Genomic DNA, 12,094 nt, shown 5'->3' on the forward strand with positions numbered 1-12,094 from the left:
AAGTTGGTGGGTCGGGTCAGCACGATGGCTTGAGTACGTGACGAAAAAGAAAAACTTAGTCTGAAAAACGCTGTGGACCCATCCTTGGGCGCTCGGTTAAATCCTCGATGATTTTGACGTTTTCAGACTAATCCTGCTGTAGGTCACGTATTAAGCGCATGGTTTTGTCCTACATATCTTCGTCAGAACTTAGTCTTTAGTGTTTATACAGCCCCTTTCTTTAAACCGCCTTTGGTAAGCGAAGGCTTGGTTACGCGCATAAATTTACAAGACTTGCTTAACTTTTGTTCAAAGAAAAGCTACATTAAGTTATTGATTTTATTGTCATCGGATACGCGATGCTCCACACCACAAATGCAGCGAGACCTTCGCAGATAGGCTCTACTTCATTTATCACTGTTTTTGTACTTGTTATTGTCTTTATTGTTTTGGCCATGTTCGCTACTGCTTTTGCCTTAAAACAAGTTAAACAGCAAGTGCTAAGCGATTATGGTGACTCTCTTGAAGTTGTTCTTGATACTACCGAAAATGCGGTACTGCAGTGGGTAGGGCGTCAGCAAAGTGCGCTCACGCAAATCTCCCTCAGTGACAGTTTTGCTCGACTTAACAGCAGCATTATCGCTGAGCATGTTAATCGTCAACAGAGTTCTTCCTCCTATCAATCAGGCTCAGAGGTGATGTCTCGCATCAAAGACGAACTTGTGTTACTTCAAGGCATTAAAAATAACCAAGGATTTCTTGTGCTGTCTGCTCAAGGGCAGGTAATTGTTTCAACAGACGAGCAACTTATCCCGCAAGACTTTAATATTAGACAAGAGCATGATCAGGCCTTTACGCGGGCACTAAGCACGACCACACTCATTCCTCCAATTAAACTTCAACACCACAATACCGCGCAAAGATCTATCCTTCTTATTACCGCGCCTGTTCGCGTAAACGGTGAAGTGCTTGCCGTATTGGCAGGCATTTATTTTGCGCATCAGGAGTTGTCGGATATTGCGCTTTTAGGACGCATCGGTGAGTCAGGTGAAACCTACCTGTTTGACCGTAAAGGAATAATGAGCACAGACTCGCGCTTCAACTCCACTTTAGAAAAAATTTCACTGATTGAACCTGCGCAGTCAGCCATCATGAATATTCGTCTTTATGACCCAGGTGTTAATCTTATTTATAACACCGACGCCGAAAGAGCGATGGACAGGTTAACGTTAATGGCGCGCTCAGCCATAGCAGGACAAAGTGCTAAAAATACGCAAGGATATAGAGATTATCGCGGCGTTACTGTTATTGGCGCATGGAGATGGTCTGACGCCCTTAACATGGGGATCACGACTGAAATCGACCTAGAGGAAGCGCTATCGAGCTATTACAGTGCTCGAACGGTCATTATCATACTGTTATTGGCTTGTTTGTCAGTTGTTTTAATTTTAGCCGCTTTTTTATTTAGCAAATTAAGTCGTGCGAATCGCAAATTAAGTCAAGCTGCTCGTACCTTAGAAGACCAAGTTAAAGAGCGAACGGCACAGTTAGAGCGAGCTATGCAAGAATTACGAGACGAACAAGCCGTCTTGCAAGGTTTGTTTGATGCCATCCCAGACCCTATTTTCTGTAAAGATAACGAGAAGCGATACATCAAGGGTAATCATGCATTTTTTGATATTTTTGATAAAGCGCCCGAAGAAGTCATTGGCCGCACCGACAAGGAGATTACGCATCAGCAAGACCAAGATATCTTCTCACAAACCGATGATGAAGTGTTGCGCAGCGGCAAGCCTTTGGTGATGGAGAGAGTCGGTAATCACGAGGATGGCACTAACCGTGTATTTGAGACCAAAAAGTCTTTGCTTCCATTCGCGGATAAAAAAGCGCCGGGTATCTTAGGCATATCGAGAGATATTACTGCACAGCGTAAAAACGAAGACAGGCTGATTCAAGCATCGATTGATGCGCAAGCTGCTAATAAAGCTAAGAGCGAATTTCTAGCGCGTATGTCCCATGAAATTAGAACGCCAATGAACGGCGTATTGGGCATGCTCGATTTAGTGCTCGCAAGTTCGCTTACCGCCGACCAATCGAATAAGTTAAACGTAGCGAAAACTAGTGCCGCCAGTCTTTTGGGGATCATCAACGATATCCTTGATTTTTCGCGTGTGGAAGCCGGAAAAATGGAGCTGGAACAGTTAGATTTCAGTCCCATTCAGCAGCTAGAGGATGCTGCTAAAGCGCTGGCCATTAAAGCCGAAGAGAAGAGCTTAGAGCTACTAGTTGATGTGACTAAAATTGAGCATGCCATGTTGATTGGCGACCCGATGAGACTGCGTCAAATTGTGACTAATCTGCTAAACAACGCGATTAAGTTCACGGCAGAAGGTCAGGTTGTTTTGCGGGCAGAAACGCAGCTCGACAGCGACGGGTCGATAAAGCTCACCTGCGCGGTGTCTGATTCGGGCATTGGGATCCCGTCTGAAAAGCTTAAGGGCCTCTTTGAATCGTTTTCGCAGGTTGACTCATCAACCACGCGCGTTTACGGCGGTAGTGGTTTGGGGTTGGCTATTTCGAAGCGTCTTTGCGAATTAATGGGCGGGAGTATTAGCGTGTCTAGCGAACTCGGCCAGGGCAGCTGTTTTGAATTCTCAGTGCGCTGTATGCCAAGCTCGTTAAAACCTCAAAAGCTGCCTGATTTAGACTTAAGTAATTGGCATGTGTTAATAGTGGACGATAACCAGACAAATTTGGATATCTTGAGCAATCAGTTAGCAAAAATGGGCATCTCTAGTCACAGCGCCATAAGCGCTAAGTCGGCGCTTTTTGAAATTGAGCACACTGAGCGAGCGTTTGACTTAGTTATCACCGATATGAATATGCCCGTTATGGACGGATTAGCGCTTACCAGAACACTTCGGCAGAGGCCTGACACCGACCACATAAAAATCCTCATGTTAAGCTCTATGTCGTTTAATGTAAGCAGTAGCGAACTTAATGAAATGGGTTTAGATGGCTGTTTGCTTAAACCGGTTTCGACGATTGACCTGTTCAATACAATCAAATTAGTTGCGGGCAACGACCCGCAGTCAAAGCGCTCTCATGCTATCACTGAACAGAGCTTAGTGGGCTTAAGTGCTAAATTACCTGCAAAAGAAGACACGTGGCCCGATTATCATCGAATACTCATTGTTGAAGATAATGCCGTAAATCGAATGGTTGCAGAGGGCTTAATGCAGCAATTTTCACTGCGTTATAGTTTAGCCGAAGACGGTCAGCAAGCCATTGATACGCTGCTTAACAGTCCTGATGACCAGCCTTTCACGCTCGTGCTCATGGATTGTCAGATGCCGGTGTTAGACGGCTACTCAGCCACCCGCAAGATTCGCTCTGCGGCAGCCTCTGAGCGTTATTCAAACATTCCTATCATTGCCATGACCGCAAATGCCCTAAAAGGCGACAGAGAGAAATGTCTAGAGGCAGGCATGAATGATCATGTGCCCAAACCCATTGATACCGGTACCTTGAAAAAGGCACTGATAGAAGGGTTTGCGCAATGCCCGGCCCACCTTACCGGATATACCATGCGCTCAGACGATACGGCCGGAGCACAGCAAAAGGCAGATCAAACGATGCAGATGGGAATTAACATGCCACAGGCGCCTTTATTAACGATGAACTGGGATGAAAATCCTCCGAGCTTAGCGGCACAGCCTGACTTTTATGTGAAAAGTTTAGCGCTTTACATCAAGCAGTATGAGCATTTCAGCTTTGCAAACAATGAGGCAAACAACAAAATCGAAGCGGCCAATGCGCCTGATACGCAACTGCGCCAAGACATACATACGCTTAAGGGGGGAAGCGGTAATTTGGGCTTTGTTAAGCTGTTTTCTGCCTGTATAGAGATTGAAAAACGCCTAGAGGATGGCGTTAGCAACGACGCTGATTTAGCGCAAATTGACTACTTGTTGTCTTCGTCTGTCCATGATGCAAAAGCAATGTTAGAAGTAAACATACGCTCTGTGCAAAATGCCAGCGAACAAGACACGAAGCGCTCGCAGTCAGATATTCTGTTGGATATTGAGGCTTATACCAATAATAATGAGCTGGTGCCATTTGCGCTGCTAAATGAACTAAAAACCATCGCATCAAATAAACCTGACGACCTTCAACTTAAAAACATGATTGATGCACTCGAACACTTTGATTATTCTAGCTTCACTACTATTTTAGGTTCGTCAAAATGATAGATAAAATTTTAAATACCCGCACTATTTTAGCCGTCGATGACGACCCTACAAATATTCATGCGGTTGCCGGTTATTTGCAGCCCCATGGGGCTAAACTTTTGGTGGCTAACTCAGGTGAAAAAGCCTTGGAGGTTTTAGCGCAGAACATCCCTGACTTAATCATTTTGGACATCAACATGCCGGGGCAATCTGGCATTGAGGTCTGCCGTAAAATAAAACAAGACACCCGACTCGAACAAGTCCCTGTTTTATTTTTGACCGGCAGTGTTAAAGATGTATCAGAGGCATTCGCTGTAGGCGGTGTCGATTATATTGTCAAACCCGTACGTTCAGAAGAACTACTGGCCAGAGTGAGCACTCACATCAGGTTAAGCCAACTAGTAAAATCCCTAGATAAGGCCAACCTCTTGCTCGAGAGTGTGAATGAAAGCTTGGAAATGAAAGTGCAGGAACGCACTTTGGAGTTGGTAACGGTCAATAAAAACTTGCGCATAGAAATTGACGAACGCCGTCGCCTGCAAGACAAAATCAGCTATTTGTCGAATTACGATTTTGTGACGCGAATGTTTAATCGTAATTCCATGGAGCAGGAGCTTAAGGTGGTAATGGAAACGCAGAGCGATGCTGATGCCAGGTCGTTCTTGTATTACATCGACCTAGACCAATTTAAAATCATCAATGATACCTGTGGGCATGTTGCCGGTGATGAGTTGTTGCGACAAATAGCAGAGCTGTTGCGGGGAGGTTTCGAATTTGCCAGTATTTGCGCACGTATGGGCGGCGATGAGTTTGCTGTCTTATCGCAAAGTTTGAATTTAGACGATGCAATTAAAAGAGCGCACTTGATAAAGGACAATATTGAGAACCATAGGTTTGAATGGAACGAAGAGGTGTTTAAACATTCCATTAGTATGGCCGTGGTTGAAATCGACGAGGGCATCGATTCAGTATCACACCTCCTAAGTATTGCGGAACGAACGTGTTTTGAAAGTAAGCGAAAAGGTGGCGGTGAAGTCTCTATATACAACTACAGTAAAGACTATATCGATAAAACTCAGCAGCAGATGAAGATTATCCCGCTGATTCATCAAGCCATTGAAGACAACCAGTTCATTCTGTATTTCCAACATATTTGCGCCAATAATGACAGTAAGCTACAGAAGATTGAGGTTTTGCTGCGCTTGCAGGATGAGAGCGGCAAGATAAAACCACCCGGACACTTTATTCCCGTGGCGGAGCGTTTTCATCTGATTACTGAAATTGATAAATGGGTGCTTAAAAATACCTTCAAGGCGATATCCTCTCTCCCTGAAAATATAATAGTATCTATTAATTTGTCGGGTGAGTTTATTATCAAGAGTAATGCCGTAGAATTGATTCGCGACTTACTCTTGCAACACAAAGTGCAGCCAAGCCGCATCTGTTTTGAAATTACCGAAACATCTGCCATTTCTAATATTGGTGCCACTCATCGCTTTATGCTTGAATTGAACGAAACCGGCTGTTTGTTTTCCTTAGATGATTTTGGCACAGGCACATCATCTTATGAGTATCTCAAACAACTGCCAGTAGATTTTGTGAAAATTGACGGGATGTTTGTAAGAGATATAGAAAATGATGAGATCAGTCGAAAAATGGTCGAATCTATTAGCGGTATAGCTCGAGCAAAACAAATTAAGGTGATTGCTGAGTGCGTTGAATCAGAGGCAGCCTTAAACATTATTAACAATATGGGAGTGGACTATTATCAAGGGTTTGTTGCTCATAAACCGGAGCCACTTATGAACTTGTTTACACTCGTCAAATAGGGCGTATGCGTAAAATCATTCATGTCGACATGGATGCATTTTATGTATCTGTAGAAATTAGAGATAAGCCCGAATTAGCAGGGTTTCCAGTCGCTGTAGGCGGTAAAACAGCGAATAGAGGCGTTTTAACGACGTGCAATTATATTGCTAGAGAGTTTGGTGTACGCAGCGCCATGCCGGCTGCATTAGCACTTAGAAAATGCCCTAAGCTGATTATAGTACCCGGGCGGATGCAGGTGTACCAGCAGGTGAGTCAGCATATTAGAGAGATATTCTCGCGTTATACTGAGCTCATTGAACCTCTTTCATTAGATGAAGCTTTTTTAGACGTTACCCACTGTGAGCTCTTCAAGGGCTCTGCAACCCTTATTGCGCAAGATATTCGACGTACCATTGAACAGGAGCTGAATCTCACAGCGTCAGCAGGCGTTGCGCCGATTAAGTTTGTTGCGAAAGTCGCGTCTGATCTCAACAAGCCAAACGGCCAGTACGTGGTCACTCCCGATGAACTTGATGCGTTTATTGAAGCGCTACCGCTTAATAAAATACCCGGCGTGGGCAAAGTGACCTTTGAGAAACTTCAGCAGCTAGGGCTACTGACCGGTGCCGATATAAAGGCATTACCTGAAAGCGAGCTGGTGGATAAGTTTGGTAAATTTGGTCGCTCACTCTGGCAAAAATGTCAAGGCAACGACCCGCGTGCCGTAGAGACCTCGCGCATTCGAAAGTCGGTGGGTGTTGAACGCACCTTCAATACCAATCAGGTCAGCGAAGATGAGCTTGCTAGTTATTTACTTGATAAATTATTGCCGGAACTAACGCGAAGAGCTGAAAAGTATCTGACTAGCCGAGGCATTGATAAAATTGGTGTAAAAGTAAAGTTCCATGACTTTCAGCAAACGACTAAAGAAATTAAACATCACACAATAGATGCGAACGTTTTGCTCGATTTGTTACATGAGGCGCTTAAGCGCGGCGTTGGTAAGCAAGTAAGGTTATTAGGCTTACAAGTAGGTTTACGCCCCCCTGCACAGGAGCAGGCACAAATGGCCTTTGACTGGGAATAAATCGGTCATGCTATCTTTTTTGTACTTTATTGGTGACTTATTCGTATCCCGCTATACTTAGCGAAAAGCGCGTTTCATTGCAGGAGAAGTATGGCATTTCCCTTACCCATTGCTGTTAAAGCAATTCAAGCATCAGATACACAACACGACCTGAGCATAATTATTGGTCAGTCTTTGAGCAGTAAAGTCTTTCCAGCGCTCACGCCAATATTACTCGACGTAAAACAATACGATCCGCGTGTGGGTATTGAGCCTGTTTTGATGCCCGCTGATACATTACCCGGAGGCAGGTGTTTGTTTGTTCCGAGCGGCGAGCTTGATAGAGACTATGACGATGTTCGGCGCTTTTTTGATATAGGTAAGGCTATCGCAAAACAGCTTGTCCATATTGATGCGCTGAATCCACTTGTGGTGCTTGAGCTTGATGAGGAAAACCTATTGCATGATGCGCAGTACCGTTATGCTTTGGAAAATGTTTATTTGGGTATGTGTCAGCAGCTTTGGCAACCGCTAGAGGCCCGCCAAGCGCTCAATGAGGACGATATAGAGCCAGTGCAGTCTGTTGGCCTATATGGATTAAAAGATTCAGATGTGATGATGCTGCGCGCCATGGAGGAGGCCAAACGCCTAACGCGAGACCTATGCGGCACTGAGCCAGAGCGAATGGCGCCTATTGGCTTTGCCTCGTATTGCCAAGACACTTTTGCAGACAGTCAGGTAAAAGTCGAAATTATTGATGATATCGAGGCAATGCGCGCTGAATATCCATGTTTATACGCTGTCGCAAGAGCATCGTTAGATGTATCCCGTCATCATCCTAGAGTGATTAACTTGACCTACGAAGGTGAGGGGCCGATAGAACAAACCCTCTTTCTCGCAGGCAAGGGAATAACATACGACACCGGAGGTGCCGATTTAAAAGTGGGCGGTCACATGGCGGGCATGAGTCGTGATAAAGGCGGTGCTGCTGCGGTGGCAGGTATTTTAAAAGCGGTGCAGTTGTTAAAGCCGAAAGGTCTGAGAGTGTATGCAAGTATCGCGGCTGTACGTAATAGCATAGGGGCAGATGCTTATGTGCCAGATGAAATTATTACCTCCCACGCCGGCATAAGAGTGCGGGTCGGTAACACCGATGCTGAAGGCAGGATGGTACTGACCGATATATTGTCGCATATGCGTGAACAAGCACAAATGAGCGTTTCGCCGCAACTATTCTCGTTTGCAACCTTAACCGGTCATGCTGCGGTTGCCTTTGGTCCCTATACGGCTTTGATGGAAAATAAACCAGCGCTTTTAGAAAATGTGAGTCAAAACATTATTGAGGCTGGACATCTTTGGTCAGACCCCAGTGAGCAGTCGTTAGTAAGGCGTGAAGACTATGATTTTATAAAACCAAGGACTAAAGCAGACGATGTATTGTCGTCTAACAATGCGCCTTCGGTGAGCACCGTGAGAGGACATCAGTTTCCGATGGCCTATTTGAGCATTGCATCAGGTCTCGATAAGCATGATGCACGCAGTCATTTGCCATTGCCATATACGCACGTGGATATTGCCGGCTCGGCGGTTGAGAATTTGGATTGGCAGCACGGCAAACCGACGGCAGCAAGCGTGTCTGCTTTTGTGGCAAGCTATATTCTGCCTCGTATACATACTTCTTCGAGTGCAGAAAATGAGCATTAAGAAGGGTAAATATCAGCACTATAAAGGGCAATTTTACGAACTGATTGATATTGTTCGTCACAGCGAAACAGAGGAAGAGTTGGTTCTCTATAAACCCCTGTATAAATCAGATAGCGGTAAAGCTAGCAATTTATGGGTGCGACCAAAGACGATGTTTTTTGAGCAAGTAAACATCAATGGAATTATGCGTCCACGGTTTGCCTATGTTGGCTAAAACGTAAGTGACGTTGAGTAAAAAGCAGCGAATAAGACTTAAGTAAAAACACTAATAACACGAGGAAGGGAACATGATGAGAAAATTATTTTTAGGGGCTACTTTGGCGGTACTTTCGAGCGCAACTGTCGCTCAAGACCGCTTTTCTGATGTGCAAATCAGCAGTGAGCACGTAGGCGGCTCAGTCCACATGCTAGTAGGTGCGGGCGGCAATATCGGCGTATCGGCCGGTGCCGATGGCGTGCTTATGATCGACGATCAATATGCGCCGCTTGCGCAAAAAATCACCAACGCGATAAGTGAGTTGACCGACGCGCCAAAACGTTTTGTCATCAACACTCATTATCATGGCGACCACACCGGTTCTAATGCTTTTTTTGCAGAAAATGAAGGCGTTACAATATTTGCACATGAAAACGTGCGTATTCGCTTAGCCTCGGGTGAAGATGTAAATAAAGCAATGCTGCCGGTGGTTACTTATCAAGACGGCGTTAAGTTCCATTTAAACAATGAAACGATACATGTTTTCCATCTTGCTGATGGTCATACTGATGGCGATAGTGCCGTCTGGTTTGAACAGCCTGACGTGTTACACACCGGTGATTTGTTCTTTAAAGACATGTTTCCTTATATTGATTTAGGTGCGGGCGGAACTGTTTCAGGGTATATTCAGTCTGTCGAGACCCTGTTGAGTAAAATCGATGATGACACTAAGGTCATTCCAGGGCACGGCAGTTTGGCAAATAAAGCCGACTTACAGCGCTTTGTAAACATGATTAAAGAGACCCATGCCTTTGTGCAGTCGAAAAAAGCAGAAGGTCTAAGTGAGCAAGCCGTATTAGATGCTGGTCTACCTGAGCAATGGGATAGCTGGGCATGGCGCTTCATCACTGAGGAAAGATGGATAAAAACACTGTATCAATAAACACGCAAGATGAGTTTGATAATATCGAACTTGTCTTTTCTATGTCGGCTCATTACGAACATTTGCTTACTTGGTTACCAAAGGGGGAGGCATTTGTTCGCTGGGCCGGACCATCGTTAGACTACCCCGAAGATGCCGCAAGCTTTGAGGCTTCATTAGTAGTGGGCAACTACCAAAGTTATACTCTCATCAATGCTAGTGGTGACACGCCCGAGATATTGGGTTTTGGTCAAATCCAAATTTGGTCAAGCAGAGCCCATTTAGGTAGGCTTATTATTGCGCCTCAATACAGAGGGCGCGGCTTATCTTACATTTTGGTGAATCTTTTGATTGAGAAGGCAGCAGCCCAGCATAACATCACCAGCGTTTCTTTGTTTGTGTACAAAGATAACCTGCCAGCCGTTACCAGTTATCAAAACCTTGGCTTTGTGCCCAGCGCCTATCCCAAAGAAGTCACATTTGTTGAAGGCTGCAGTTTCATGACACTCGATTATTAGGGCGCACGGCCCTAGTACATTCGCTTACCATTTACCCACGTTTGCTCAACCTTTGTGTCTCTTATTGAGCTCGGGTCTATGGCAAAAATGTCGCGGTCAACAATAATAAAATCAGCTTTTTTACCTACCTCAAGCGACCCTATCATGTTTTCTTGAAACGCTGCGTAGGCGGCATCGAGCGTAAAGCCTCTAAACGCCTGTTTCAGCGTCACAGACTCCGCTTGAATCCATCCACCCTCAGGTTGATTGTTTGCATTTTGACGCGTTACCGCAGCATGAAGACCATGAAAAGGATTAGCTAATTCCACTGGAAAATCGCTTCCAAAAGCAATGGGTGAACCTTGCTCTAAAAAAGTTTGCCAAGCATAGGCACCTTTCAGCCTTGCTTTGCCAATTCTATCCTCAGCCATATTCATATCGCTAGTTGCATGAGTAGGCTGCATTGATGGGATAATGCCATACTCTTTAAAAAGAGGGATATCATCTACGGCAATGACTTGTGCATGTTCAATGCGATGGCGTTGGGTATTTTGCTCAAAGGTCTCAAAACTACGTGCAAACTGTTTTAAGGCTAAGCGATTTGCTCTGTCACCAATGGCGTGAAAATTAAGTTGAAAGTTAGCGCCAATAACGGTGTTAAACAGCATAGGCAAATTTTCTTCTGGCGTGACCAACAGGCCCGAATTATGTGGGTCATCTGAATATGGTGCGAGTAAAGCCGCACCTCTTGAGCCTAAAGCCCCATCGCCATATGCTTTAACGCTACGAATGGATAAAAAACCGTGGTCATCTGCCACATGACCTGCCTTGAGCATGTCTTCAATATTCGGATCGCTTGCCGACAGCATGGCATAAATTCTTAATGCTAAGGCTTGTTCTTCTGCTTGCTTTGTATAGAGCTCCTTCACCTGTTCGCTAATACCAGCATCATGGGCACTGGTTATTCCAAGCGTAAGTAAGTGTTCACTTGCTATATTGAGTCTTGCAATGAGGTCTTCAGTATTGGCCGGCGGAATAACAGACGTTACCAAATAGCTCGCGTTGTCGATTAATAGGCCGCTTACTTGACCTTGTTCGTCTTTTACAATTTCACCACCGGCCGGCGACGGTGTGTTTATATCAATACCTGCAAGCTTAAGTGCGGCTGAATTTACCCAATCAGCATGACCATCGACACGGCTTAGCATAACAGGCGTATCAGGAAAGGCTCTGTCTAGGCTTTCTTTGCTTGGAAACTTTTGCTCAGGCCAGAGCACCTGATTCCATCCTCGCCCAATTATCCAACCATTGTCTAGCTCGCCTTTACTGCTTACATGGGCTTTAATTCTAGCAACAGCGTCTGCCTCGCTTTTTGTACCTCGCAAATCGACCTGTATAAGATTTTCACCCAAGCCTAAAATATGACCATGAGCATCAATAATGCCCGGCAGCATAACGGCTTGCTGCATGTCGATAGCATCAATGCCCTCATCAAGTTTAAGGTCATTCCCAATTGCACTAATGCGGTCATCTACTATGTATATTTCTGAAAAACGCAGCAAATCACCTTTGCTGTTCAGTGTGTATCCATTCACATTGGTAAAATAATGAGCGCTCGAAAGGGCTTGGAAACATAGTAAAAGGCTGGCCAACGCACTTAATTTAACAGCGGGTAAAAAGCGCATAACA

At 45.0% G+C, this 12,094-nt stretch carries 8 protein-coding genes; 7 read left to right on the plus strand and 1 reads right to left on the minus strand.

Annotated elements, in window-relative coordinates; genetic code table 11:
* The first annotated feature begins 338 nt into the window (after window positions 1-338).
* The 7 genes from ACFO4O_RS16095 to ACFO4O_RS16125 all read left to right on the plus strand — a co-directional run bounded on the left by ACFO4O_RS16095 (window position 339) and on the right by ACFO4O_RS16125 (window position 10,426).
* Window positions 339-4,229 carry a response regulator gene (locus ACFO4O_RS16095; RefSeq protein WP_382410381.1) on the plus strand — a complete coding sequence of 1,297 codons (3,891 nt, stop codon included), beginning with the start codon at window positions 339-341 and terminating at the stop codon, window positions 4,227-4,229.
* The gene (locus ACFO4O_RS16100) at window positions 4,226-6,040 is read left to right on the plus strand and encodes a two-component system response regulator (protein ID WP_382410383.1); all 1,815 of its coding nucleotides are present in this window, start codon (window positions 4,226-4,228) and stop codon (window positions 6,038-6,040) included. The genes ACFO4O_RS16095 and ACFO4O_RS16100 overlap by 4 nt, the downstream gene beginning before the upstream one ends.
* Before the next feature lie 5 nt (window positions 6,041-6,045).
* Window positions 6,046-7,107, plus strand: a complete 1,062-nt coding sequence (gene dinB / locus ACFO4O_RS16105) for a DNA polymerase IV (RefSeq protein WP_382410385.1) — start codon at window positions 6,046-6,048, stop codon at window positions 7,105-7,107.
* Window positions 7,108-7,197: 90 nt separating this feature from the next.
* Entirely contained in the window at window positions 7,198-8,790 is a 1,593-nt protein-coding gene (locus ACFO4O_RS16110) for a M17 family metallopeptidase (protein ID WP_382410387.1), read from the plus strand.
* Window positions 8,780-9,004 carry a DUF1653 domain-containing protein gene (locus ACFO4O_RS16115; protein ID WP_382410389.1) on the plus strand — a complete coding sequence of 75 codons (225 nt, stop codon included), beginning with the start codon at window positions 8,780-8,782 and terminating at the stop codon, window positions 9,002-9,004. The genes ACFO4O_RS16110 and ACFO4O_RS16115 overlap by 11 nt, the downstream gene beginning before the upstream one ends.
* Before the next feature lie 73 nt (window positions 9,005-9,077).
* Entirely contained in the window at window positions 9,078-9,929 is an 852-nt protein-coding gene (locus ACFO4O_RS16120; protein WP_382410391.1) for an MBL fold metallo-hydrolase, read from the plus strand.
* Window positions 9,905-10,426: a GNAT family N-acetyltransferase gene (locus ACFO4O_RS16125; RefSeq protein WP_382410393.1), complete on the plus strand. Its 522-nt coding sequence runs from the start codon at window positions 9,905-9,907 to the stop codon at window positions 10,424-10,426. The genes ACFO4O_RS16120 and ACFO4O_RS16125 overlap by 25 nt, the downstream gene beginning before the upstream one ends.
* Before the next feature lie 11 nt (window positions 10,427-10,437).
* Here ACFO4O_RS16125 and ACFO4O_RS16130 read toward each other — a convergent pair whose 3' ends face one another.
* A complete protein-coding gene (locus ACFO4O_RS16130; RefSeq protein WP_382410464.1) occupies window positions 10,438-12,090 on the minus strand; it encodes an amidohydrolase in 1,653 nt (550 codons plus the stop codon).
* Window positions 12,091-12,094: the final 4 nt, after the last annotated feature.

It is taken from the genome of Glaciecola siphonariae, from assembly GCF_042652645.1.
In the GTDB taxonomy this organism is placed as follows: domain Bacteria; phylum Pseudomonadota; class Gammaproteobacteria; order Enterobacterales; family Alteromonadaceae; genus Glaciecola; species Glaciecola siphonariae.

What these genes read in the sequence shown, in the direction of transcription:
- dinB (WP_382410385.1), top strand. Translation starts at nt 6,046, where the DNA reads ATGCGTAAAATCATTCATGTCGACATGGATGCATTTTATGTATCTGTA.
- ACFO4O_RS16130 (WP_382410464.1), bottom strand. Translation starts at nt 12,090, where the DNA reads ATGCGCTTTTTACCCGCTGTTAAATTAAGTGCGTTGGCCAGCCTTTTA.
- ACFO4O_RS16095 (WP_382410381.1), top strand. Translation starts at nt 339, where the DNA reads ATGCTCCACACCACAAATGCAGCGAGACCTTCGCAGATAGGCTCTACT.
- ACFO4O_RS16125 (WP_382410393.1), top strand. Translation starts at nt 9,905, where the DNA reads ATGGATAAAAACACTGTATCAATAAACACGCAAGATGAGTTTGATAAT.
- ACFO4O_RS16115 (WP_382410389.1), top strand. Translation starts at nt 8,780, where the DNA reads ATGAGCATTAAGAAGGGTAAATATCAGCACTATAAAGGGCAATTTTAC.
- ACFO4O_RS16120 (WP_382410391.1), top strand. Translation starts at nt 9,078, where the DNA reads ATGATGAGAAAATTATTTTTAGGGGCTACTTTGGCGGTACTTTCGAGC.
- ACFO4O_RS16100 (WP_382410383.1), top strand. Translation starts at nt 4,226, where the DNA reads ATGATAGATAAAATTTTAAATACCCGCACTATTTTAGCCGTCGATGAC.
- ACFO4O_RS16110 (WP_382410387.1), top strand. Translation starts at nt 7,198, where the DNA reads ATGGCATTTCCCTTACCCATTGCTGTTAAAGCAATTCAAGCATCAGAT.